Origin of the sequence: Bythopirellula goksoeyrii (genome assembly GCF_008065115.1) — a bacterium.
Taxonomy (GTDB): domain Bacteria; phylum Planctomycetota; class Planctomycetia; order Pirellulales; family Lacipirellulaceae; genus Bythopirellula; species Bythopirellula goksoeyrii.
In genome coordinates this window covers 1,010,728-1,036,286 of sequence record NZ_CP042913.1, presented here as the reverse complement: position 1 = coordinate 1,036,286, position 25,559 = coordinate 1,010,728, and the positions used below count along the sequence as shown (strand labels likewise).

At 54.1% G+C, this 25,559-nt stretch carries 19 protein-coding genes; 8 read left to right on the top strand and 11 right to left on the bottom strand.

Going from position 1 to position 25,559, the window contains the following annotated elements; genetic code table 11:
- Positions 1–40: 40 nt before the first annotated feature.
- Positions 41–1,237: an amino acid aminotransferase gene (locus Pr1d_RS04140; protein WP_148072341.1), complete on the bottom strand. Its 1,197-nt coding sequence runs from the start codon at positions 1,235–1,237 to the stop codon at positions 41–43.
- Between the two features lie 194 nt (positions 1,238–1,431).
- On the opposite strand from Pr1d_RS04140, the gene Pr1d_RS04135 reads away from it, so the two are divergent.
- The 5 genes from Pr1d_RS04135 to Pr1d_RS25970 all read left to right on the top strand — a co-directional run bounded on the left by Pr1d_RS04135 (position 1,432) and on the right by Pr1d_RS25970 (position 6,057).
- Positions 1,432–2,628 (top strand): inositol-3-phosphate synthase, encoded by a 1,197-nt coding sequence (locus Pr1d_RS04135; protein ID WP_148072340.1) that lies wholly within the window; start codon positions 1,432–1,434, stop codon positions 2,626–2,628.
- A gap of 534 nt (positions 2,629–3,162) precedes the next feature.
- Complete coding sequence (locus Pr1d_RS04130) at positions 3,163–3,423, top strand: hypothetical protein (protein ID WP_210417884.1); 261 nt, start codon at positions 3,163–3,165, stop codon at positions 3,421–3,423.
- A 177-nt stretch (positions 3,424–3,600) separates the two neighbouring features.
- Positions 3,601–4,944, top strand: a complete 1,344-nt coding sequence (locus Pr1d_RS04125; RefSeq protein WP_148072339.1) for a DEAD/DEAH box helicase — start codon at positions 3,601–3,603, stop codon at positions 4,942–4,944.
- A 221-nt stretch (positions 4,945–5,165) separates the two neighbouring features.
- A complete protein-coding gene (locus Pr1d_RS04120; protein ID WP_148072338.1) occupies positions 5,166–5,633 on the top strand; it encodes a hypothetical protein in 468 nt (155 codons plus the stop codon).
- 193 nt (positions 5,634–5,826) lie between these two features.
- Positions 5,827–6,057, top strand: coding sequence for a type II toxin-antitoxin system RelE/ParE family toxin (locus Pr1d_RS25970; RefSeq protein ID WP_210417883.1), 231 nt, complete (start codon positions 5,827–5,829; stop codon positions 6,055–6,057).
- Positions 6,058–6,157: 100 nt separating this feature from the next.
- On the opposite strand, the gene Pr1d_RS04110 is transcribed toward Pr1d_RS25970, so the two are convergent.
- Positions 6,158–7,213 (bottom strand): extracellular solute-binding protein, encoded by a 1,056-nt coding sequence (locus Pr1d_RS04110; RefSeq protein WP_148072337.1) that lies wholly within the window; start codon positions 7,211–7,213, stop codon positions 6,158–6,160.
- A 167-nt stretch (positions 7,214–7,380) separates the two neighbouring features.
- Here Pr1d_RS04110 and Pr1d_RS04105 point away from each other — a divergent pair, with 167 nt between their 5' ends.
- The gene (locus tag Pr1d_RS04105; RefSeq protein ID WP_148072336.1) at positions 7,381–8,121 is read left to right on the top strand and encodes an MBL fold metallo-hydrolase; all 741 of its coding nucleotides are present in this window, start codon (positions 7,381–7,383) and stop codon (positions 8,119–8,121) included.
- Positions 8,122–8,137: 16 nt separating this feature from the next.
- Here Pr1d_RS04105 and gyrA read toward each other — a convergent pair whose 3' ends face one another.
- The 5 genes from gyrA to Pr1d_RS04080 form a co-directional block, all read right to left on the bottom strand.
- Positions 8,138–10,864, bottom strand: coding sequence for a DNA gyrase subunit A (gyrA, locus tag Pr1d_RS04100; RefSeq protein WP_390622076.1), 2,727 nt, complete (start codon positions 10,862–10,864; stop codon positions 8,138–8,140).
- Between the two features lie 149 nt (positions 10,865–11,013).
- Entirely contained in the window at positions 11,014–14,223 is a 3,210-nt protein-coding gene (locus Pr1d_RS04095; protein WP_148072335.1) for a family 16 glycoside hydrolase, read from the bottom strand.
- 77 nt (positions 14,224–14,300) lie between these two features.
- On the bottom strand, positions 14,301–15,416 hold the full coding sequence (locus Pr1d_RS04090; protein ID WP_261343823.1) for a Gfo/Idh/MocA family protein: 1,116 nt from the start codon (positions 15,414–15,416) through the stop codon (positions 14,301–14,303).
- Between the two features lie 185 nt (positions 15,417–15,601).
- A complete protein-coding gene (locus Pr1d_RS04085) occupies positions 15,602–16,651 on the bottom strand; it encodes a sugar phosphate isomerase/epimerase family protein (RefSeq protein ID WP_148072333.1) in 1,050 nt (349 codons plus the stop codon).
- 159 nt (positions 16,652–16,810) lie between these two features.
- On the bottom strand, positions 16,811–18,031 hold the full coding sequence (locus tag Pr1d_RS04080) for a cupin domain-containing protein (RefSeq protein WP_148072332.1): 1,221 nt from the start codon (positions 18,029–18,031) through the stop codon (positions 16,811–16,813).
- Positions 18,032–18,211: 180 nt separating this feature from the next.
- On the opposite strand from Pr1d_RS04080, the gene Pr1d_RS04075 reads away from it, so the two are divergent.
- Together Pr1d_RS04075 and Pr1d_RS04070 are read left to right on the top strand one after the other, a co-directional pair.
- Positions 18,212–19,027: an AraC family transcriptional regulator gene (locus Pr1d_RS04075; protein WP_168205041.1), complete on the top strand. Its 816-nt coding sequence runs from the start codon at positions 18,212–18,214 to the stop codon at positions 19,025–19,027.
- Between the two features lie 30 nt (positions 19,028–19,057).
- Positions 19,058–20,164, top strand: a complete 1,107-nt coding sequence (locus Pr1d_RS04070) for an aldose 1-epimerase family protein (RefSeq protein ID WP_148072330.1) — start codon at positions 19,058–19,060, stop codon at positions 20,162–20,164.
- Between the two features lie 104 nt (positions 20,165–20,268).
- On the opposite strand, the gene Pr1d_RS04065 is transcribed toward Pr1d_RS04070, so the two are convergent.
- The 4 genes from Pr1d_RS04065 to Pr1d_RS04050 form a co-directional block, all read right to left on the bottom strand.
- The gene (locus Pr1d_RS04065) at positions 20,269–20,787 is read right to left on the bottom strand and encodes a CHRD domain-containing protein (protein ID WP_168205040.1); all 519 of its coding nucleotides are present in this window, start codon (positions 20,785–20,787) and stop codon (positions 20,269–20,271) included.
- 161 nt (positions 20,788–20,948) lie between these two features.
- Positions 20,949–22,808, bottom strand: a complete 1,860-nt coding sequence (locus Pr1d_RS04060) for a M48 family metalloprotease (RefSeq protein ID WP_148072328.1) — start codon at positions 22,806–22,808, stop codon at positions 20,949–20,951.
- 75 nt (positions 22,809–22,883) lie between these two features.
- A complete protein-coding gene (locus tag Pr1d_RS04055; protein WP_148072327.1) occupies positions 22,884–24,053 on the bottom strand; it encodes a M23 family metallopeptidase in 1,170 nt (389 codons plus the stop codon).
- A gap of 31 nt (positions 24,054–24,084) precedes the next feature.
- The gene (locus Pr1d_RS04050; protein WP_148072326.1) at positions 24,085–25,551 is read right to left on the bottom strand and encodes a WD40 repeat domain-containing protein; all 1,467 of its coding nucleotides are present in this window, start codon (positions 25,549–25,551) and stop codon (positions 24,085–24,087) included.
- Positions 25,552–25,559: the final 8 nt, after the last annotated feature.

The window sequence follows — 25,559 nt, the reverse complement described above, 5'->3', positions numbered from 1 at the left end:
TTGGAGCTATTTTAGGAACACTGCGGCGAAACTTTGCGAGTCAAGCACTCTTGCTGACCACGGCGCCGATTGCCTCGGTTACTCGGTCGATGTTGGCGGGGGTCAAACCGGCAACATTGATACGTCCAGAACCTACTATATAGATAGCATATTGCTCGCGAAGTTGTTCGACCTGGTCCTTCGTTAGTCCGGAAAAGGAGAACATGCCTCGCTGTCGCGTGATAAAAGAGTAGTCTCCCGGCACCCCCTTCGCCTCTAGTGAATCGACCAATTGCTGGCGCATCCCGTTTATACGGTCCCGCATGGCAGAAAGTTCTTTTTCCCAGGTTTCTCGAAGATTTTGATCGCGAAGAATTGTTTCAACGATGGCTGCCCCGTGGGCTGGTGGATTCGAGTAATTCGCCCGAATTGCACGATTGATCTGGCTCTGCACGGCTGTGGCGGCGTCGTTCGTGGCGCAAGCGATGGACAGGGCTCCGACTCGCTCTCGATAGAGGCCGAAATTCTTAGAGAAGGAACTGCAAACGATCAGATCGCCTCCCGCATTGCGAAACTCGCGCACTCCAGCCGCATCTTCATCAAGCCCGTCCCCGAAACCCTGATAGGCAAAGTCGAGAAAGGGCAACAATCCACGCTTGGCAACCGCTTGGACGATTTGCTGCCACTCTTTAGCCGTGGGATCTATCCCCGTCGGATTGTGGCAGCAGCCATGTAGAAGGATCACGTCGCCAGCAGGCATTTTTTCGATGGCAGCGAGCATTTGCTCGAAGGCAAGACTATTGGTCTGTTGGTCGAAGTAAGGGTAAGTCTTGGTTGGAACTTCTGCTGCGGCAAAAACGCTGGGATGATTGGGCCACGTGGGCTCGCTGAGCCACACGGTCGCTTGAGGGAAATTCGCATGGAGGAAATCGGCAGCTACCCGCAGACCTCCTGTACCTCCGGGGGTGTGTGCTCCGGCTAAGTGCCCGGCCGTCTGGTACTCAGGGCCAAACACCAACTCCTGAACAACCTCCGAGTATCCAGGTGATCCTGAAATAGGCAGATAGGCCTTGTTGGAGGGCCCTGCCGCCAGGATGTTTTCGGCCTCGACAACACTCCCAAGAGTTGGAGTCTTGCCGTGTTCATCTTGATAGACTCCGACACTCAGATTCACTTTTTCGGATCGTGGATCCTCATTGAATGCCACGGTGAGTCCCAGGATTGCGTCCCGAGGGGCTAAATCAACAGTTTCTAACATGGAGGTAGGTCGCCATTCTGAGCGAGAAAGGGGTGTCAGTTCGTCCCGACCTCGCCTGTTGACGCTCTTCGCCGGGTAATGCGACAATCATAAACCTTGCCGGAGCCGGTTCCTAGTGTAGTTGCGTTGAGAAGCTGCACCCCCTCGGCCAATATCCTCCCCCGTTACTCTCTGACTTACTTGCCATTCAACTTATGAGCACCCCACGAATCGGAATCTGGATCATCGGAGCCCGTGGAGGGGTTTCCGTCACAACACTTGTAGGACTCTCGGCTCTCCGCAACGGGTTAACGCCAGAGACTGGCCTGGTGAGCTGTCTTGCCGAATTCGCCCACCTGCCTTTGACGAATTGGGACCAATTTGTCGTGGGAGGTCACGAAATTCGCTCTTCTACCTTACAAGACGAGGCACAACGGCTGCATCACGACAGCCGAGTCATTGAAGCCGTTGCCTTGGAAAAGAGTCAAGATTTCCTTGCTTCGGCCGAAGCCAATATCCGTCCGGGTGTCCTGTGGAATGTGGGGCCCACCATTCGTGATTTGGCCTCCCCAGATGTCGCGGTTGAAAAAAGTGCCCGCGATGCTGTGGACCGGGTGCAGGCCGACTTGAGGGATTTTCAGCAGCGTGAGCGACTCGACAACGTGGTGGTTGTGAATCTGGCATCTACCGAGGCCCTGGTGGATTCTTCCTTGTGGCCTGAGACCTGGGAGGCAGCCGAGGAGCAACTCGGGCAACCTGATTGTCCCTTGCCGGCCAGCAGCCTCTACGCCATCGGAGCCTTGGAGTTGGGTATGCCCTATATCAATTTCACCCCCTCTTTAGGAGCTACCCCGAAGGGTATCGATGAGCTTGCTCGAAAAAAAAATATTTGCCACGCCGGTCGGGACGCCAAGACGGGTGAGACCCTCCTGAAGAGCGTGCTAGCTCCCATGTTCGCTTCCAGGAATTTGGAGGTCATGAGTTGGGTCGGACACAATATTTTTGGCAATCTCGACGGCAAGGTTTTGAGTGATCCAGACAACAAAGCTTCGAAGGTGAAAAGCAAGGATCAACTCCTAGAACGAATCCTCGGATACGCCCCCCAGAGCCTTGTGTCGATCGAGCATATCGCCAGTCTGGGCGATTGGAAAACCGCGTGGGATCACGTACATTTCCGCGGTTTTTTGCAGACTCCGATGACTTTGCAGCTCACTTGGCAGGGCTGCGATTCGCTCCTGGCGGCCCCTCTGGTGCTCGATCTGGTGCGCTTTGTTTTGGTTGCTCAAGAGCGGGGAGAGACCGGTGCATTGGGGGTACTCGGCAGCTTCTTCAAGAGCCCACTTGGCACCGATCGCCATGGGTTTGCCGAGCAGACGGAAGACTTGATTGCCTGGGCTCGCCGATCGTCTTGAAGCCACCCAGTGAACCGAATTCACCCCTTGGTCAATTCTATCCGCGAGTCCCAAAAGTGCTCGCCAGGCTTACGGATTTCCAAATATTTTGCAAATTCGTATTGACGAGATCAATAAGTAATTGGTTCAATTGCGCGCAGTCGAAGGAAGTTGTTGGAATCGATTGTGGATTTGTGACCGATTCGAGTAATTCATACACCAAAGTTTTGACGATTAATCAAACCAACTTTATACTGATCACAGCTTCCTACGATCCACGTATTGTCATTCAAACCTAGATCCTGATTTTCATTTTATCTAATTCATAAACTGACGGCATATCCAACTCACTATCTCCAGGCCCTGTTATCCGCCTACGCGATAAGTCGTCCCCCCAGCAACTTTATGAGGAGTCATTAGAACTGCAGCCTAGAGAAATTGTCTTGAGAAAGCAGTTCTATTCAATTCTAAGTGGGTTCCTCCCTTTCTTTCTGAGCGCCCAGAGGGAGAACCATATCAATACCGGGCGCAATCACGGAAGGAGCCCAAAAGGCTATGGCTACAACAGCAAGAAAGTCCACGAAGAAGAAGGCTGCTAAGGCAGCTCCCAAGAAGGCCGCTAAGAAATCGACTAAGAAAAAGGCTGCGGCCAAGAAGTCGACCAAGAAGAAAGCTGCCAAGAAGTCCACGAAGAAGAAGGCAGCCAAGAAGTCGCCAAAGAAGAAGGCAGCCAAGAAGAAGACCGCCGCAAAGGCTGCTCCCGCTAAGCGAAGCACCAAGAAGCGCGTCGCCAAGAAGAAGACTGCCAAGAAATAGTGAGCCCTTGGCGAATCTACTTTCTAGTGCGATTCGAAGGCCACAAATCTTACGAGCCGATTGCGTCCATGGGGCGCAATCGGTTTTTCTATGCTTCTGGGCGGTCAATTGACCCCTTAAGCCAGAAGTGTTAGCCTCTTTTCATGGTTTGGACTACACGGAATGTCCCAGTAGGCCATGCCAGACTTGTGGTTATACCACTCGTGCCGAATTCCTCAGAACGAAATCCGACTCATTTTGGTTACTAATCCTGCTTCGAGCGAAGAGACGCCTGACTCTGGACCTGCTCCTACATTTGCCCAACTTGGCCTCTCGGATGTGATGTTGGCTTCGCTGGTTGCTGCCTCATATCATGAGCCTTCACCTGTTCAAGCGGGAATCATTCCTAGGGCAATCGCGGGTGTCGATGTGCTGGGTCAGGCGCGCACTGGTACCGGGAAGACAGCAGCTTTTGCGATTCCCATCTTGGAGCGACTTGGCACAGAGTCATGCGGGCCGTTGCCTCAAGCGCTCGTGCTGGTTCCCACGCGCGAATTGGCCGTCCAGGTACGGGACGAAATCAGCAAGTTGGCCCACGGCCGCAAGACGCGTTGCCAGGCAGTCTATGGTGGTAAGCCCATTCGGCAGCAAATCGATCGATTGGGCCGTGGAGCGGACATTGTCGTCGGCACGCCGGGTCGCGTGATTGATCTCTTGTCTCGCAGTGCTTTAAAGCTGGAGAAACTGGAATTCGTTGTTCTGGATGAGGCCGATCGGATGCTCGATATCGGTTTTCGTCCCGATATTGAGAAAATACTTCGCCGTTGTCCCCAGAAACGGCAGACACTGCTCTTAAGTGCGACCGTGGCCCCGGGAATCGAGCGACTTGCCAAACGCTACATGGTCGACCCGGAGATCATGGACTTTTCGCCGAAGAACAAGACGGTCGACACGATCGAGCAGCATTATTTTTCGGTCGATGAGGAGCGCAAGTACGAACTTTTGGTCCGACTGATTCAGCGAGAAGATCCCGAGCAGGCGATTGTCTTTTGTCGCACCAAGCGTGGCACGGATCGATTGCACAACAAACTTTCGAAGAAAACACCCTCGGTGGACCTCATCCATGGTGACATGCAGCAGTCAGCCCGGGATCGAGTCATGCGTAAATTTCGTGCCGGAGACGTGAAGATCTTGATCGCCACAGATGTCGTCGGTCGCGGCATCGATGTTTCCAATATTTCGCACATTGTCAACTATGATCTGCCCCAATCCTCCGACGATTATGTCCATCGGGTGGGACGCACAGGCCGCATGGGACGTGAGGGAGTCGCTTATTCTTTTGTTACCCCCGAACAGGGAATCGAACTCACACGGATCGAAATGCTCATCAACACTCTGTTGAAGCGTGACGAAATCGAAGGATTCCAAACGGTCGCTACTGCTGCTCCACCGCAAGAAGCACGCGCCGACGCGGAACCAGCTGAGAAGAAACCGGCCCCTCCTGGCCAACGCCCAAGGCGCCGTCACCGTCGGGGGCTCTGAGGTCTCCAAGGCAAGACGAGCATATTCGCCCGGGCGGTTCCTGCCTCTGGCTGAACCGAAAGTGCTTCGGTCGATGAAGGCGAGGCAGTTTCTGGTAGCTGCAAGTGCAAGGCTGGACTTTTGCCTTGGTCGTGATTGATTTACGCCTTGCAACTATCTGAAGAGCTGGCATCTTATTGAATGAAACAGAAACGATGCTATTTTTGTTCTGGACTCGAAGGATGAAGAAACCAAGTCCAATTCACTACTTCGTAGCGAACGAGTGGCCAAGCAAGCTCTGGCTCATGGTGATCCCACTTGGTTTCGTTTTGTGGGTTGTAAGAAGTTGCTGGCCGCTGCTACTCCGCCCCTCCGGATGGCCTGACCCTCTCCTATTCATAGGCTGCTGTTTACTGGCCGCACTGTTGGGGTACTTTGTCGGTATCCTAATTGGTTGGCCTATCTTAGGACCATTTTATTACTCTCGCAGCCTGAAGAATGGCGAACCATTTCAACAGGGTGAAATGGTGCATGTCTTGGTCGGTCCCTTTCGTGATCGAGTTGTCCGCGTGCTCGATTCATTCGACATTGCTCCATGGGCAGGAGCCCATCGTATCCGAGTCGACCTCGGGACTGAAACTAAGGATGACGAGAACATTTTCAGTTCAATACAAATTCTCAGAGTATCCAATTCACAACTCCCCACGTGAACAAGAAAGCCCACCGATCGCCTCGGTAGCAAGTAATGCCTACACAGATCTAAAGCCATCTTAGGCTCATACAAGGCGTGTACCTGCCCAAGTGTGAAACGCCGGCGCAGGTTATTGTCCACATACACAACTCATCGAGCGAAACTCTGTCTTGGGTGGTTAATTCTCGACGTAAGCCATAATGATGCTTGCTATGGCAACGTTCGCAGTAGGGGATCTGGTGCCTCGGGACGGTCTCAACTTGAATGGTGTTCCTTATCACTGCGGAATTCGCCACAAAACGGTTGGAGATGGTGTGTGTGAGTTGCGTATCGATTACGGGCCTGGTTATCGAGTCTACTGTGATCGCGATATCGAAACAGCAAAAGCGTATTGGGCTGACCATAAAGCCCGAGGGTCGGAGGATAATTATGGCACGTGCTAGAGATTGCGAAGAGACACTTGCTGACGACCTTGCTACGTTGCCGCGCTGGGCGCGCTCCACTTTGCGAAGCAGGACTTCGCGGCGCGTCGCGGCTAACAAATCACTCGGCCGTTGCGAATTCGCTGCGTAAAAACTGCGCCGCAGCATTCCACGTGGCCGCGGCTTTTTGGAAATCAACTTGCATCGCCTTGACCGTGGCGGGCGACTCCACACGATCGCTTTTTGGCACTCCTGGCCTGAGTGGGATTTGTGCGCTAGGTCCGGCAGCCAGTATTTCTTCAACTTCAGGAGAGAGCAGAAATTCGATCAACTTCTGTGCAGACTTTTCGTGCGGGGCACCCTTGACCATCGCAACTGTATTGGGAATGAAAAGAGTGCCCAGCTGATCTTCCTCCTGATCGGGATAGATGATCGCGACAGGGAATCCCGCTTCGAGTTCAATGAGTGCGTCGTCGGTATCGGTGATGCCGAAGGCCAGAGAACCGGTCGCCACGGCGCGGGCGACCTGTTTGTTGCCACCGAGAACTTGGGCGTTCGCCTTCAAGCGTCGAAAGAAATCTTTGGTTCGTTCTTCGCCCCAAACCGCGAAGAGGCAAGCTGCGTGGCTGGCCGTGGTGCCGGCGAGTGGCTTGGCGATTCCTACACGATCTTTCCACATGGGATCGCAGAGGTCTTCAATACCTGAAGGGAAATCCTGATCGGAAACGAGGTCTGTATTCACCAGCAGAACGCGCGCGCGGGCGGCGAATCCACACCAAAGATTCTCCTTTGAGCGGTATTCGGTTGGAAATTCCGCGTAGAGGGAACTGTCGCGATCCTGCAACAGACCGTCTCGCGCCAGACGCAGGGTATTGACCATCTCGTTGTTCCAGAACACATCGCAACGAGGCCTCGAACGTTCGGCAAACAGAGCCTGGGTAAGCCCGACGCTCTTGGTAGACTCGGTGTCGTACTTGGCGAGCACACGAATTCCCGTTTGCTCAGTGAATTTATCGAGTATCGGGCGTGAGAATTGCTCATCCAGGGCAGTATAAATCACCACCACGGGTCCCTTGGGGGAATTTTGCAACGCGATCGTCAGCCCCACCGCCGCTGAGACTGCCAAAAGAGCGATAATAATCACCGGTAGTCGATTGAGAATGCTTCCGCTCTGCATATTCGCTCCGAGAAAAATGCTAGGATTGAGATGTGTAGGGCACGCCCTTTGCAGTAGGTTGCAATAGATTGGCTGCCCCACTCCCTGTACAATAGCAGACCGCCCTAGCTTTGCACTATTGCGTGGAATTAGGTACGCAACAGATCAAGGACTCATCCGGGACCCCTATGAAATTAGTTTTACTGGGAACAAGCGGCTACCACCCCAACGATCGCAGGCATACGGCCTGTTTGATGTTGCCGGAATTGGGAGTCGTCTTTGATGCCGGATCGGCGATGTACAGGGTCAATGATTACTTATGTACCGACACGCTTGATGTGTATCTTTCGCATGCTCATTTGGACCATGTGATGGGACTCACGTTCATTTTCGGTATCTTAGCAGGAACCTCTCTTGAGACTGTCACCGTGCACGGTGAACCCGAGAAACTTGAGGCACTGCGGTCGCATCTATTTTCAGAATTATTGTTTCCCGTCGATCCGCCACTTAAGATGTGCCCACTCGAACCACGAATCACCTTGGCCGACGGCGGAGTGCTCACACATTTTCCGCTGCGGCACCCAGGAGGCTCGGTGGGGTACCGTATCGATTGGCCTGACCGCTCCATGGCCTACGTGACCGATACGGTTGCCGCCCCGGACGTTGATTACATCGAGCGAATTCGTGGAGTCGATCTCTTGATCCATGAATGCTTCTTTGATGACACGGAGCCTGAACAGGCCGAGTTAACAGGTCACAGTTGCATCACGCCCGTTGTACAAGTTGCCAAAGCCGCTGAGGTGGGCCGCCTGGTCTTGGTACACATCAACCCTGCGCTTGCTGATGACTCCGCGCTCCCCTTGGCTGCAGCCAAGAAGATTTTTCCTAAAACGGAAATAGGCACGGATGGACTCGTGTTGGAATTCTGAGAGAAACTGGTTTCAATCACTCGCCTGGGGGCGTCTCGTCCGTTGATGGCGGTTCTACAGCATCAGGATCTGCAGAGAGTACCTCAGCCTCCACCGTTTCTTCCTGTGGGACACGTACCACAGCGGTGAGAGTGTCCCCTTCATCAAGCGTCATGATGCGTACGCCTTGCGTGTTGCGGCCGATGGGGTTGAAGTCGCTCACTTTGACCCGTTGGATTTTGCCGCGGGCGGTCATCATCATCAGCTCGTCTTGGTCATCGACCCGGACGATATCAACCACGGGGCCGTTGCGCTCAGTGGTTTTGATATCGCGGACTCCCTTGCCGCCACGATTCTGCGTGCGATAGCGGAAGGAGCTGCTGGTTTCGTCTTCAGAATCCGATTCGTCGCCCGCTGAAGCAGGCTCATCAGAGGTGGATTCAGGGATCGCGTTGGGGCCGAAGGGGGTTCGCTTGCCGTAGCCGTTGGCGCAAGCGGTGAGCAAGGTCGCATCGGGATCGGCGACGACCATTCCCACCAGGCTGTCCCCCTTGGAGAGCTTGATTCCTTTAACCCCGCTAGTATTGCGGCCCATCGGACGGGCGTCCGACTCGTTGAAGCGAATCGCCATCCCCTTGGCAGTAGAGAGGACCAATTCATCGCCGCTCTTGGTAATGGCCACGTCGACCAACTCGTCGTCTTCGCGAAGCTTAATAGCGATGATGCCGCTCTTGAGAGGGCGACTGTATGCTTTGAGTTCTGTCTTTTTCACCAAACCTTGCTTAGTGGCCATGATCAAATAGTGATCGGGCAGATCAAAATCGCGGACCGCCCGGCAGTCGGTGATGCTTTCGTCTTCGGCCAGATTCAACAGATTCACCACGGCCCTCCCTTTCGCATCCCGGGAAAGCTGGGGCAAGTTATACACTTTTTGCCAATAGACTTTGCCTTTCGACGTGAAGAACAGTAAATAGTCGTGGGTACTGGTGACAAACAGATGCTCAACGGGATCATCCTCGTCGACCTTGGCTCCCTTGATGCCCTTGCCTCCCCGGCGCTGAGCACGGTAAACACTCGACGGGGTTCTCTTGATATAGCCATTGTGCGAAATCGAAACGACCATCTGCTCTTCTTCGATCAGGTCTTCCAGATCAACGTCACCAATTTCTTCGTTAGAAATCTCAGTGCGACGGGGGTCCGAATGCTTGGCGATCAGCATTTCGCAATCTTCGCGGATGATGCTGCGGATTTTCTCCTGGTCGCCCAGAATGCCAACATGCTCTGTAATTTCTTCCATTAGCTTGCCATGCTCCTCGGCAAGCTTTTCTTGTTCGAGATTGACCAACTGACCCAAGGTCATGCGGAGGATCGCGTCAGCCTGCACTGGCGAGAGCGAATACTCCTCGGCCACGCCACGTTCCTCTTGAAACTGGGCGTATCCTTCGGCCCCGAGTGCCCTCTCGAGCAGTGCCCCGGGAGTCTTGATCGCCATGAGAGCCTGCTTGGCCTCTGGCTGGGTCTTCGAGGCTCGAATAACGCGAATCACTTCATCGATATTAGCGTGGGCGAGCAAGAGGCCCTGGACGGTATGTTTTCGCTTGCGAGCCTTGGCCAACAGGAAGAGCGTGCGGCGGCGGATAACCGTCTCGCGGTGACGGATAAACTCACCCAGCATTTCCTTGAGCGTCAGCACACGAGGCTTTCCGTCCACCAGGGAAAGGAAAATGACCGAGAAAGTCTCCTGCAGAGGTGAGAATTTGTAGAGTTGGTTCAACACCACATCGGGATCGGCATCTCGCTTAAGCTCCAGTATCAGCCGAACAGGCTCTTTGAGATCGCTTTCGTTACGGGTAGCAGAGATGCCTGGGATCTTGCCATCCTGGGCCAGTTGGGCGATGCGTTCCTCGACCCGGTCGCGGGCTTGTTGGTAGGGGATTTCGTGAATGATAATCCGAGTTTTCTTCCCCGTTTCCTCGATGGAAGTGCGGGCACGAACGACGATCGTGCTGCGGCCTGTTTCGTAGCCTTTCCAGATTGACGACCGGCCACAGATGATGCCGCCTGTAGGAAAATCAGGTCCCGGGACATGCTCCATCAGTTCCTGCACCGTGATCTCGGGATTGTCCAGAAGTGCAATGACACCGCGGCAAACTTCGCCCAGATTGTGGGGGGGGATGCTGGTTGCCATACCAACGGCGATACCGTTGGCGCCGTTGACCAACAGGTTGGGAAACTTCGCCGGCAATACGGTCGGCTCGCTGTGGCGCTCATCGTACGTGGGGACGAAATCCACCGTGTCGAGTTTGAGATCGTCGAGCATCAGTGCGGCAAAAGGGGACATTCGCGCTTCGGTATATCGCATGGCTGCCGGGGGCAGGCCGGCGATCGAACCGAAGTTTCCCTGCTTGTCGATCAGCACGTGGCGCATGTTCCATTCTTGGGCCATACGCACGAGCGTGGGATAGATCACGCTTTCGCCGTGGGGATGGTAGTTACCGCTCGTGTCGCCTGAGATTTTGGCACACTTCACACGACCTGCACCAGGTGTGAGATTTAGGTCGTTCATCGCCACCAAAATGCGTCGTTGCGAAGGCTTGAGGCCATCGCGTACATCGGGCAGCGCACGGCTCACAATCACGCTCATCGCGTAGGTGAGGTAGCTGGCTTTTAGCTCATCTTCGATCGGCAAATCAATCAACCGAGCGGCAATCGCATGCGCGGGATCGAAGGAAGGTTCTTGAGGATCGCTGGAGTCGGTCGACACGTGGGGGAGTCCTTTCGCAGCAGGAAAAACGCCACTTCAGAATCAGATCAGCCGTGAGGAAACGCCTCGCACGGCATACCTTGGAAAAGCCCAAATTTTACCAGTTTTTTCCCCCTCCAACAACGGCCTGAAAACCTCGCAAACAGGCTCTATTTTCCCATCAGATAGGCAACCAAGTCTTTCAATTCTTCATCATTAAGTGTGTCGATCAGCCCCGTGGGCATCTGAGAGATATTGGAAGGATTGATTTCTTCGACATCTTCACGTGGAATGATCGCGGGAGGTGCATCGGGGTCCGCTGTGTAGACTTGATATTCATCATCAAGTTCAATCACCCGACCTTGTAGAAGCAGGCCATCTGCAGTCAACACCTGTTGCGAATCGTACTGGTCGGAGATGACCTTGCTTGGTTCCAAAAGGGAATCGAGCACATCCGAGAGCGAAAACTTGTTGGCAACCGTCGACAGATCGGGGCCAATGGCTCCTCCCTCGCCCCGAAAACGATGGCATTTGGCACAGGAGGTGGCATGAAACAAGTTGCGGCCGCTTTCCTTGTCGCGGCCTTTCAGGTTTCCACTCAGCACCTTTAGTGCCTCTGCCTTTGTCCATTGCCGACCAGGTCCAACCGGCGCGGTGGCTTGGAATGGTTCGGCAGTCAGTGATTGGCTCAAGATCGGTTCCAGCAATACTTTTTCAGAGGGTGAACAAGTTGCGTAGGCTTCATCTCGCATGTTATCTAGAAAACCCGCATAGCTCGCACCCCCCGGGTGCTGAGCAGCTTTCGGGAAGAATTGGAAATACTTTTGCCGCTGCGGAAGCGTCCAGCCATCTTTGGCATTTCTCAACACAAAGGCAAAATGAATCGCGCGGAGCGGTGGCATATCGTCCAGCATGCTTTGAATCGTGCTGCCATAGACTTCGTTACGTTTCACCAGTTCAGCCCAATCAGGTATGCGCTCGGGCCCAAGGCTGTCCATTAAGGTCAACGTCTTGCCAATTACCTCAGAGTCCCGAAGATAGACCAGCAACTGAGCCAACTCGAAGTTGAAGTGATCCGAGTTTCCCGGTGATGCATAGAGAGGGCCCCACTTAGCGATCAGTTGCTGACGAGTCCCTTCATCGGGTTCTCCGAGGCGAATAAATACCAAGCCGTAAGCTCGCAGCAACGCCAGCTTTTCTGACTCATCAAGAGTGCTGATATCAATCTTGTTGAGTGCCTCTAGAGCAGGCACTTTTTCAGTGGATCCTCCTTGCCGAGCCAGAGCAATCATGGCCGAAATCGTGGCACGAGGATTGGATAGCGATAGGGCCTGTTCACGCCAATCGTCGATCGGTTGAGACTCCAAGGCAACTCGGGCCGCATAGCGGATAAATCGATCCGGGTTTCCCAAATTGGCAAAGATCAGTTCGAGGTCACCCCCGCCGTGGCCCTGCATCGCCTCGAGCTTATGGCGTAGGTCCCTCAATTCGCTGTTCGCTGGATCGCTACCCGAAACAGGAGTCGTCGGCTCGTCACCCACATAGGTCACACGATAGAGAGCCGAATCAACGCCTCGACCACCCACGGTAAAATATAATGCCCCATCATCACCGATCACGGCATCTGTCACCGGTAGGGGTCGGCCTGTGATGAATTCCTCCGCGTCTCCCGAGTAACTCGATCCCTCGGGAGTCAGGTGAACTGCATAGATCGTTCCAAAGGTCCAATCCAAGAGGAACAAGGCCTTTTGGTATTTTGCTGGGAATTTGGCACCATAGCCGAAGATAATTCCTGTCGGCGATCCAGGGCCAAAATCAACAACGGCCGGAAGGGAATCTTCGTAATACTCGGGCCACTTTCCAGAACCACTCCGCCAGCCAAATTCACTGCCACTGGTGCTGTGGACAAGCCGGGTTGGACGATACCAGGGCATGCCAAAGTCCCATTCCATGTCGGCATCGTAGGCGAATAGTTCTCCATCGTCGTTGAATGCAATGTCATACTCATTGCGATAACCGCTGCTTACGACTTCCCACTGCTTTCCTGTGGGATCAACTTGGCAAATCCATCCCCCGGGGGCGAGGATTCCTTTGGCATGTCCACGAGCATCCCATTGTCGGGGCAACAGAAGATCTTCGTCCCAATTCTGTGGCAGGCGGCTACCGGCGATCTGCTTGGGAAGGGGTGTATGATTGCCACCTGCTACATACAAAGACTTGCCATCCGGAGCGAGAACCACCGCATGAGGTCCATGTTCACCCCTTCCGGAAACCTCCATTAGATACTCGTCCGAGTCCACCAGCCCATCGTCGTTTGTGTCCGTCAATCGGTGTAGACCTGGGGTCGAACCATTGTTGACCATCATGTAGAGCGCGTCGAACGCCCAGACCAACCCTTGAGCACCGCTAATCTCGACCGGCAGTTTCTGTACCTGAGTTTTTTCCGAGGTCCCCAGCTTTGCTGGCTTGATCAAGAACATCCCCGCATCTTGCTGATCTGAGGCAATCAACCGTCCCCTATTGTCTACGGCCAGCGAGACCCAAGAACCCATGGAAGGAGGAACCTCGAACACCTTTTCCACTTTGAAACCTTTAGCCACGGTTTCAATCTCTGAGGGCTGGTCTTGTTTTGAATTCTGCGCTCCTTGCTCGGAAGTGTTAGTTGCTTCGGTTTCCTCTGCACCATCCTCAAATTTTTCCAGCACAATGTCCTTGAAGAACACGGTCATAGGTGGTCCGGTGTGGACTTGCAGTGCGAGAATGCCGCGGTCGAGATTTTCTTTGTGATTGTCGGTGACATCCACCGTCACTTTGCCATCAAGCTTGTGAATCAGATGATTGCCTCGGGCAATGATCTCGTAGTCGTGCCACTGTGTAACATCGACGGGAGTTGGATCCGCCGTCTTTCCGACGACCTTTGGTTGGCCAGTGGCTTCCTCCACGACGACTTTTTGCCCACGCGTGGCGACGATCCCGCGCCCGGTTCCTTCGCTGTAGAGCATCGCCAAGTATTCGGGATTCGCATGCATATCCGCCTGGTAGCCAACGACTTTCCAGGTTTCGGGGTCAGCGAGCGTGCTGCGATATTGGACGCCGGAATTGTTGTCGCCTTCGATTCTCGCTTTGTAGGTCAAACGAAAATCGCCGACTTCTCCCCCTTCCCAGACGAGAAACGTGTTCGCCTTAATTGGGTTGTCGACCGTCGAGCCTACGATCTGACCGTCGCGAACGGACCACAGTTTTGCGTTGCCCGACCAACCTGTGAGGTCGCGACCGTTGAAAAGTGATTGGTCCTCAGCACTAGCATGTGGCTGCATCTGGCTGAGAGTGAGTGCCACGACGCCAACCAGGGCACAAAGAGTTCGTTTGATTGGTAGCATCTGTCAACATCTCTTGATTCAGCGGGTAGTGACACAATAACAAACCATCGCCTTCGGGCGACGGCTAAGACAGTAGATTAAGAAACAGCAACCCATTCGCGAGACTTGCCCGAATTGAGGACCGCCTCGCAGACGGCTTGAGTCTGGAGAGCACTACGAAAATCAGGTTGGCAAGGTCGACCTTTTTCGAGATCCTCCAGGAAGTCGGCCACTTGGTGGACGAAACTGTGTTCGTAACCGATGCTCAATCCAGGCACCCACCAACGGTTCATATACGGCATCTCTCCCTCGGTGACGTGGACGGTGCGCCAGCCGCGCACGATCGAGTCGTCGCCGTGATCGAAGTATTCTAACCGATTCAAATCGTGTAGGTCCCAGCGAATCGAGGCGTTTTCGCCATTGATTTCAAATGTGAAGAGGGCCTTGTGACCCCGCGCGTAGCGAGTCGACTCAAACAGCCCCAGCGATCCGTTGTCGAAATGACACAGGAATGCACACGCATCGTCGATTCCCACGGGCTGTACCTCCCCCGTCTCGGCGTGGAGGCGCTCTTTGACAAAGGTTTCGGTCATCGCACTGACATCTTTGATTTGCCCGTTGAGCCACAGGGCAGTGTCGATGCAGTGCGATAGCAAGTCGCCTGTGACACCTGACCCAGCCGCCGCCGAATCGAGCCGCCATGTTGCAGCACCTCCTTGGGGCACATCACCGGAGATGGTCCAGTCTTGCAAGAAATTGGCGCGAAAGTGGTAAATGCGGCCCAACCGGCCGGAGTCGATGAGCTGTTTGGCCAGCGTGACGGCGGGGATACGCCGGTAGTTGTACCATACCATGTTGGCAACTCCAGCAGCCTCAACTGCCTTGCACATTTCCTCGCCTTCGGCGACCGTCATGGAGAGTGGTTTCTCGCAGAGTATCATCTTCCCTGCTTTGGCCGCTGCTATGGCGATCTCTTTGTGCAGATTGTTGGGTACGCAAATATCAACCGCGTCGATATCGTCGCGCGAGATGAGTTTTCGCCAATCGGTTTCGTGCGAAGCGTAGCCCCACTGCTCGGCAAACGCTTTGACCTTAGCCTCGTCCCGACCACAGGCAGCCTGCAAGACAGGCCGGTAGGCCAACTCAGGAAAGAAATCACTGACTCGCTTGTAAGCATTCGTATGCGCTCGGGCCATAAAACCATGGCCAACCATGCCAATAGATAGTGGTTTTGTCACTTGAAAGTATTCCTCATTCATTATTGGTGCGTTGAGTAGTTCATCATTTCCTAAACGCAGAGTTCGCAGAGCCGCAAAGTTTCGCAGAGAAAAGTCCTTTTGTGCTACATCCTCACTTCCTCTTCGTCTCTGCGGACTCTGCGTTAAAAATTCTTCTACTTTTAATCTGACCATCCATGTGCTTCACGCACACTGATCATAGCTGCCAAGATCTTGTTCCAGGTTGCCGGGTCTTGCATCACTTCGTTGGGAAACATACAGCCATCCCAGCAGATGTGTTGGCACGCCTTGGTCAGTTCTCCAGATGTATCCCGCAGCCAATAGCCTGCCGCCTTGGTGATGTCCAGCTTGCCGTTGGGGTCGTCTGGCAAGCAATGCCGACCGGTCTTGTCGTGCGATCCAGAGCCAAAGACGGTGGCATCGTTCTGGGCGACATGGAAATCGATCGTCCACGGCCGCAAGGCATCCGTTAGCTCTTGATACTTTTTGTAGAATAGGTCCTCGTTCTTCCAATCATGGTCCGCACTCAAGAGGGCATCCTCGGGGGCATTGTGACCCAAGAGATAAAGCAGCGTGTGGGCCATATCCGCCTGGAAACCGAGTGTCTGGGGTCGATTAACGAGTTGCAATAATTCGACCATCCGCCGCCAGCTATGCATTCCCCCCCAGCAGATTTCACCTTCCGCCGCGAGACGCTCGCCGTGCCTTTCTGCAATGTCGCATGCGCGACCAAAGGTGTCGGCAATCAACTGTTGATTCTTTGCTGGATCATTAGCCCACGAGCCTGGGTCAGCTGCTGAATCGATTCGTATGCAACCGTAGGGCCGAATACCTAGCGATTTCAAGCGGGCACCAATTCGACAAGCTTTTTCCACTTGCTGCAGAAAGAGATCGCGCTCTGCAGACTCGCCCATCGCTGACCCACCGCCGGTGGGAGGCCAGACGGGGGCGACAAGTGTGCCGATGACCAACCCGCGCGAGGAAACTTTCTCAGCCAGTGTTTGAATCTGTTGGTCGGTCGAATCGATATTTACGTGCGGATCGAACAGAAACAAGTCGATCCCATCAAACCGAACTCCGTTGACTTCCGCCGCCGCGGTCAAATCAAGCATGGTGTCCAAATCAATGGGAGGCTCGCCATCGCCCCCCTTGCCTACCAAGCCTGGCCAAGCGGCGTTGTGGAGCTTTGGGAAATTGTGAAAGGAGGTCATTGTTATTCTTTCATTACATTAGATTTGTCATTCCGAAGGAGCTACACGACTGAGGAATCCGGGTAGTGAAGCGTGTCCGCATTGAAAACGATTTAAGAGATCCCACGGGATGACAGTCCGTTTCGAGATGACGACATACATCAAAAAAAGTCACTTGTGCTATGCCGGCGACAACACCGGATTTACTCCTGGACCGAAATGCTTGAGCATCACGATCGGATCCGTTTGAGTAGGATTCGAGATGGTAACCCCTTCTTTCGCTACCTCGGCGGAGACGAAATACTCGTCGTGCGTCAGCTGCCCGAAGCGAATCAACGAGGGTGTTTCAATGTCCCAAATCCCCAGCTTACCGTGGCCTTGCAGCACGATGAGACCATAGGCCCCAGCATCTTTGATCGTTACCTTGCGACCAGGCAAAACCGTCAATTCCTTCGCACTATACGCCTCACTGCGGTAGCAGATCCACTTTTCCTCGTATCCTTCGGCCCGCATCTGTTCAAATTCAGCAACGGGAATCGGTGCCATAAAGTGGTTGGCTTTGAAATTTGGATCGATGTTTTTCTCCCAGTCGATCACTTCAATCAGGTAATCGAAATTGCCGACCTGATCTTTGGGCGTGTCTTTCCATAGGAGTTCCTCGGGGATCACTTTGTCGTGCGAGACCGATTCGTACATCGCATACACGTCGGAGGCCTTTTGTGGCTCGTAGGTGCAAAGACTCCCCGGTGCGTGGAGAATACCGGGGGGGACATCCCAGCCCGTACCGGGGGTGAGGCAGTGGGCTGCCGAGAGATCGGTAATGCGATTGGCACCTTTGGTGAAGTTTACCAGCGTCTCGCGCACCTGATCTTTGGTGACGCCCGGTTGAAAACCGAAGAAGGTGTAAGGAAAGTCTCCCCCGTGGTTGTTCACCTGGGGCGGGAAGTAGTACGCCTCGGGTTTTCCCATGGCGTTGACCCGCGCCGCGTATTCGTCGTTGTGGTGGATATGGAATGGTAGCGCACCCTGGTTGTCAAAAAACTTGGAATACATGGGCCAGCACTTGTGAGCGTTCCACAGTTCTTCGCCAATCAATTTTCCTTTGAGTTCGTCGACAGCATCCCGCAGCACCAGCAGATCCGTATTGCCACCATCTTCGACGACGATATGACTCAGTCCTTCGTTCTTGCTCGTGAGCGGCCCATTGTCAGCCGGTGTGGTAGAGGAAAACCAGCGCTCGTCGATACCCCCTCGATTCCCACCCAAGGCATAGTAGTCATCCGGATGAAGCTTGATCCTCTTGCCCGGAATACAGAATGAACGGGGCACCCAAGTGGGAGTTAATCTCACAACCCCTTGCCCCTGGTCCAACGCTTTGTTTGCTAGTGCCTGATTACTCATCGCGCCATACTTTCCTATTCAATAAAGAGAGCCTGTTGAGCCAAGGGGTTTGAAAGCTAGTCCGTTTCCGTTGGAAAGGGACTGCATCCAGTATCTCCTGGATAATCAATTCATCAAGACAAGCTACGAGAGCCCCATTATCTAGAAAAAGACCGGCATGCATCAATGTATAATGCTGCCATGTTATGGTACAATCTGCGCATGAATTCGACCGCCACCCATTTCGACTTACCTCAAAAAGAGTTTCTTTCGCACCTGGAAAGTCCCGGCCCCCTGATGGAGCTATTGGATCATCTGCCCGCCATTTACTTTTTTGCCAAGGACTGCCAAGGCCAATTCATGCACATCAATCGGGCATTGCTCGAGGTTTTGGGTGTAAAAAGCGAGGCCGAAGTCATTGGAAAAACGGACTACGATTTCTTCTTGCCCGAAGTAGCCGACCGCTATCGCCACCAAGACCAACAAGTGATGGCATCCGGCAGGCCCCTTTCGGATCATGTGTGTGGCGTACCCGATGCGATGGGTGTACTGCGATGGTACGTAGAAACCAAGATTCCACTCTACGACAAACAGAATCGGCCCATCGGCGTGGCGGGGATCATGCACGATCTTGAAAAGGCAGGGGCGACACTGGCACCGTATCAACGCCTCAGTCAGGCCATCATGCACATCAGCAATCACTTTCCGGAGAAAATAACCCTTGATTCTCTCGCCAAACTGGTCCATCTTTCGGTCAGTCAATTCAACCGTACTTTCAAACAACTATTCAGAATTACGCCTGCTCAATATATCAACCGGGTTCGCATCAATGCGGCTTGTTCCCATTTGCGATCGACTTCCGACAGCATGGAAACGATTGCCAGCCGCACGGGATTTTGCGACGCTAGCCATTTTGTTCGACAGTTCAAAAAGACAATGAATGTCACCCCCAAGACTTATCGCGAACAATGGGTCAGTAGCATTGACGGTCTTCTCCAAGAGAGCATTGATCTCTAACCCACTCAACTTATCCATCGGATTCACATTATGCTTGCCAAAACCTGGACACTCATCGACTCCACACGCGGCATTCACGAAAGCGACTTTGATCTAGTGCCCGCTGATATTGCTGCCGTAGGCAATTGGAGAATTACCCAGCGCACGCTCCACGGTGGCTTGAGCGAAGGGGTCGATCTCATCGAGATCAACAACGGGCGCATGAGTCTCTTCGTCCTCCCGACGCGAGGCATGGGGATCTGGAAAGCAACAATTGGTGACGACCAAACACTCGGCTGGCGCTCTCCGGTTCGCGGTCCTGTCCATCCGATGTTTGTTCCGATAACCGACGAAAGCGGATTCGGTTGGTTGGAGGGGTTCGATGAACTCGTGGTGCGATGTGGACTGGAGAGCAATGGCGCACCTGAGTTCGACGAGAAAGGGCGACTCAAATATCCACTGCATGGTCGTATCGCCAATCGTCCAGCCCACCATGTTGAAGTGACTGTGGACGAGAAAGCTGGAACAATCAAATTGCGGGGAGTTGTCGAGGAAACCCGGTTCCATTTCCAAAAGCTGCGCCTCACGGCAACGCTCACTATGAACTTCGATTCCACGTCGTTTACCATCAACGACGAAGTCGAGAACTACGGCGGTACGCCTGCCACGATGCAGATGCTCTACCACATAAATGTGGGTGATCCGCTGCTTGTGCCGGGTTCAAAGATCGTTACTCACGTCGACACGATCGAATCACTTACCAGCGAACCAAACACGGAAGGTTGGGAAACCATGGGCCCACCTGTAGCAGGAGCACCAGAGGAGTGTTATGCCATGAAGCTGACTGCCGGCGAGGACGGCCGCACTCAGGTTTTACTCAAAAATGCAGAGGGTACAGCAGGTTCTGCAATTCGCTTCAGCAACAAAGAGCTTCCCTGTTTCACGCTGTGGAAGAACATGGTCGCCAACACCGACGGCTACGTCACAGGTCTCGAGCCTGCCACCAACTTTCCTAAGACACGATCTGAGGAAGAAGCGTCTGGCCGAGTGGTTACTCTTGCTCCAGGCGAAACCTGGAACGCCGAAGTCGCCGTCGATTGGTTAACATCGACTAGCGAAGTGAACGCCGTAGAGCAATCCTTACGCAACCATGGTTAGCCGCGACGCGTCCGCCGAGTGGAGCTCGGCAAAAGCGGAGCGCGTTCGCGCCAGTGCAAGTCGTCTCCACGCCGAAACTCCGCACCGCTTGTTCGCGGCCTACATCAACAAGCGGGTCGATTCCTCCGCAGGAGCAATAGCCCCAACCCTGCGACACCGAGGAGGATACTCGTAGGTTCAGGCACAAAGTTCATGATCTGACCACGAATCTCCCCACCACTCTTAAACGTGGAATGGATGTTTACATACGAAAGACCATTGAGGACGTCCGCGATGTTGCCGGCAGGAATGACTCCATTTCCGCTAAACGATCCAGATGTGACACCAAGGTCAACGGTGATCCCGAATACGACCCCCGATGCAACGTTGACCGCTGAATAACCGTGGACATGTGCGATTGTGGTCGTACCAATCAAGTCGGAAAAGGTACCAGAGACGCTGAGGGCACCGGAGACCGTGTCAAATGTTGCCGTACCGGTCCCCGTTCCCGGTGTAGCTACCGGCGGATCTTCTTGGAGTCCATCGAGAAAAATATCTGCCGTCAACATAGCGGCCTGAGATGTCGAGCAGAGGCTCACCAGGAAAAGAAACGCGATCGCACAACAAAGAAATAGATTTCGCATCACGAGCACCCTCCAGAAAAGATAGTGGTGGTCACAAGATGGGGGTTCGGTGGCGACAGTCCCCAACGCCCAGCAATATATCTTAGCTGAATGCGACTTACAAGAAGATTCTCCCAAAGCCGTGTGGCACGAGTCACAGTGGGGGCGAAGATCCTGGGTATTTACTCATTTGCGGAAGATTCTTGCATCTCGGTTTCTGCGTTTCCGGTACTCACCGCCCCTGTACTTTGGGAAGGATCTGGGGCGAAATGAATATCGAGCCGTAGATCGCCTGTTTCAGGGCCGCGCCAGCCAATTCCTTCATCGTCGGGGGCCTTGCCACCTTCGTCGATTTCGTTCTGCCCGATGCTGTAGAGCACATAGCCATCTTCAGTGCGGATATATTGCAATGGTTTGCCCTCGGTGGAGAACGGATCGAGTGGAACAGCAGAAATGAACTGGGGAACCATTTCGTCTAGTGCCTCAGGCCAATCACTATTCTCAGCCCTCCACGCTCGCAGGGCATATTCGAGTTGCAAGAGGCGCATAATGGCTCTATGGCATCGGTCGATAGTGTGATAGCCGAATATATCATAGGAATCGACCTTGGAGACAGTTTGCAAAAGAATATGCCCCAAGTGCACAGTCCATCCCATAGCGTGTTGTGTCCAGACACATTGTCTGTGGAGTACATCCTGTGGAGAATCAAGCAAACTTTCGCAACTAGCCAATGCAGAAGCAACTTGAACACAATCGATTGGAGAAACCTTGTCTAAGATTCGATAAAGATTCCCGCATCCTACTTGTGCACAAGCGATCCCTAGATGTGCACCACTGACCGTCGCTCCCAGACTAAGACAGTTGCCAAAGCTCACCAATTGTGATGAAACTTCGGCGGCGAGACTGGGATCACCCTTCCGCTCCGCCACGATCACGTCTGCGTTCAAGGCTCGCATGAGTGTCCGAAACGCATATATCGTACTAAAGTCTTCGTCATTGTTAGTGAAATCCAGAGGTTCCCAGACTTGTTTGCCCAAACCTTTGCGAACTAGTTCTAATGAGGGTGCTACCTCGGCGAGGGCCGATTTCAATTGTGCTTGGGAGGCTGTATCGGGATCGAAGGCCACAGCTTCGACTGTTGGGTTTGCAGGCAATAGTCTCGTCGCGGCGACAAAGTCGTCGTAACCATTGGGATCAGGTAGGTCATTCTCCGGAATCGGTAGTGGATTCATCAATTGGTAGTAGGTGATGGCTGGAGGTACGGTCAAAATCAACCCTACTACTAGCAGGCAAGTACCTAAGAGAGTTTTTCTGATACGCCTTGCCGTACGTTCCATTGTTCGTCCTACAGATAGCTTCAAATGAGTTACTATCGTCAGCACTCCCGCAGCACAGAAAGCAATGGCAGATACTATTAAGCCCCAGATTGCCTGATGATGTTCGGCAACAATGCGATATTCTGATAAGCCAAACCCAGGATAGTTTACTCCATCTTCCATAGGGGGAGGCCACTGCCAAAAGTATACTCCAGCAATAAACCAATCTCTCCAAACCAGCATCAGGGAGAGTATTCCCGCAAACACGATCCCAACGAGCAGCCGCCACCACCAGTGGAGGACTGTACCCCGAGCTATCCACAGTCCCGTGAGGGTCGCCAGTCCTGCCACTAGTCCGATGAGCACCACGCTCTGCCAGCCGCGGACGTTGAGTTCTGGTAACTTTGCGACGACCGCCGTGAGTATCGCCAGAGGCACCATCGCCAGAAGAATCGTCCGCAAGCCAAACCGCGCACCTGTACGCTCGGCTTTAACATCTCTGTTCCGCCACCAGTTGGCCAGTTGCACCCCCGTCGCGACAACAGTTCCCTGCAATAGAAACACCACAAACGGCTCGTAGGCCGGGATCAGAAGCACCAGCGACATCACACCCAGAAACAGCACCGTCCGCAGGAACCAATGCTGCGGAGAAGTCGCTGCCCAAATCGCCAACAAGCCTACGCAGGTAAGAGACGAGAACAGCAAGACGGCGAGCGCGTTGACCATAGCGATACTGTAGCAGAAACGTCATTCCCAATGTAGCAAGTTGCTTTCTTTGTAACGCTTCAGCAAATAGTCGCGTCATGAGTTAGCTCCCAATCGAAATCGATAAGACCGGAACACTGGCAAACTACCGGTGAAGATCAAAGCAATGCAAACAACGGCCAGCGTTGTCGGTTCAGGCACTGCCAAAGTGCCGGTGAGCATACCCCCATCTCCGTAGTTCGCTTGCCAGTCGGCGAGGTTGCCAATATTCGGGTCACGCTGCCAGGTGAGGAAGTCATTGCCGTCGACGATCCCGTCGCCGGTGAAGTCGCCAGGGCTTGTATGGACCCAGAAGGAATCCGAGTACAGCGTGGTGCCGTTTCGCTGGGCGGTTAAGGTCCACTCGCCAAGTGCCGGAACGGCAGGCAGGCCGATGCCTGCATACCACCACCCGTAGCGGATCTCACCCGTTGTCCAGTGCCAATGCGCCTGCTCCGAACCGTCGGGCCGGTAGAAATAGTAGTCCAGGTCGTCCCCTGGATCGAATCCAAACAGATTCACCCAACTGTAGGCTACTTGTCCGCTTCCGTCGGAGCGATAAAAAACGTCGTGGTCGATGGGTCGATCGACTAACTCCGCGGTCGTCGGAATGTGGTCAACGATGCCAAAATCAAGCGTACCAGCCACGTCGCCCGCATACGCCAGGGGCGACTCCCACCAGGAAGCAGGATCCAGGTAGGTCTCCACCACGGTTCCCGAATCATAGACGGCAAAGTGCAGGTGCGCGTCACTTGAGTAGCCCGAACTACCGACCTCGCCGATCTTTTGACCCGCCGATACGCTCTGTCCCACCGCGACTGGTATCGAAGAGTTCTTCAGATGCAAGTATTCCGTGACGATTCCCCCGCCATGGTCAATCACCACATAGTTCGGTAGATCCCCGGGGTTCGGATTCACTCGGGACCAACGATCGTACTCCCCATCGTTGATGTGAATGACCGTGCCCGAGCGCGCCGCGTACACATCGACGCCGGCATCCATGGCGGCAAAATTCGGCAACGTAAAGTCGATTGCGTTGTGGCCATTGTAGGTGTAACCCCCGCCCCTCCAGTCCTCGATGTCGCTCGAGGGGTCCAGGTCCACGTAGTTGACGATGGTCCAATCTTCGTAAGGAGTCCCGCCAATCGGCAAGACAAAATCTTGCGCTGCCACGCACGAGATGGCTGGGATGACGAACCCGAACATAGTCAGGAGGTAGCATCGCATAAGAGTTTCCACGTGGTAGTTAGAGGACTGCTCAGCGACTTCGGTTCTTCAACTCTGATCCGTGCCTACCGATGCTAACCGTGGCGCCTAAGATTAGCAATAAGCCGCAGGCGGGTTCTGGAATAGTCACGAGATTATCCACCGAACCATTTGCGTCGTAGTTCGCTTGCCAGTCAGCCAGGTCGCCAATGCTCGGATTGCGTTGCCAGGCGAGGAAGTCATGACCATCGACGATCCCATCGCCGTTGAAATCACCGTCGGGCAACGGATCTTCCACCAACGTGAACAGGTGGGCCTGACCAATATTAGCGCCTGTTGTGTCGTCTTGTATCGCCCCAATGAGGACGTTGTCACCCTCGATGGCGACGCTCCAGCCAAAACTGTCGCTTGTGGTGATCGTAGGGTCGTTGAAGGTATGGAGCAGGTTGCCCGTGACTGCGTCGAACAAGTGGACCTGGCCAACAAATCTGCCATTCGTGTCGTCTCCAGACGTGCCGATGAGGACGTGGTTGCCGTCGATGGCGACACTTTCACCAAAGTAGTCGAATGTGGAGGGCGTGGGGTCATTGAAGGTATGTAGCAGAATGCCGGTGACAGCGTCGAACAAGTGGGCCCGGCCTGCACGACTGCCGTTCGTGGAGTCTTCCGGTGCCCCGACGAGGACGTAGTTGCCGTCGATGGCGACGCTCGTGCCAAAAGCGGTGCTCAAATTGGCCGTAGGAGCTTCAAAGGTGTGCAGCAGGTTGCCGGTGACGGCGTCGAACAGGCGAGCCTGACCAACATCTCTGTCTTCCAGATCTTGAGCCGCCCCGATGAGAACGTTGTCGCCGTCGATCGCGACGCTAAAGCCGAATAGATCCCCTCCCCATCCATTCGGGTTGACCACCGGATCGTCGAAGGTGCGCAAAAGGTTGCCGGTAACGGCGTCGAACAGGTGGGCCTGACCAGAATCAACGCCGTTCGTGTCGTCTCTGTGATCCCCGATAAGGACGTAGTGGCCGTCGATGGCGACGCTAAAGCCAAAAAGGTCGCTGCTGGTGACCGTGGGATCATCGAAGGTGTGCAGCAGATTGCCGGTGACCGCGTCGAACAGGTGGGCCTGACCTTGAGGGGCGTCGGAGGAGGACAGATTTTGAATCGTACCAATGAGGACGTAGTCGCCGGCGATGGCAACACTATTGCCAAACAGTTCCGCACCGACCGTAGGGTTGTCGAACGTGTGCAGCAGGTTGCCGGTCGATATGTCGAACAGGTGCGCCTGGCCAACATTGGTGCCATGGGTGTCGTCGCGGCGTGCCCCAACGAGCGCGTAGTCACCGTCGATGGCGACGCTCCAGCCAAAGCTGTCGCTTGTGGTGACCGTGGGGTCGTCGAAGGTATGCAGCAGGTTGCCAATAGCAAACAGGGCATCGTTCGATCCAAACACCAGCAACAGGGCGCAGGCGGAAGGTGCAAGACAGCGAAATGACTTGGAGAAAAGACAAGATCGAAGAATCATCGTTGGTT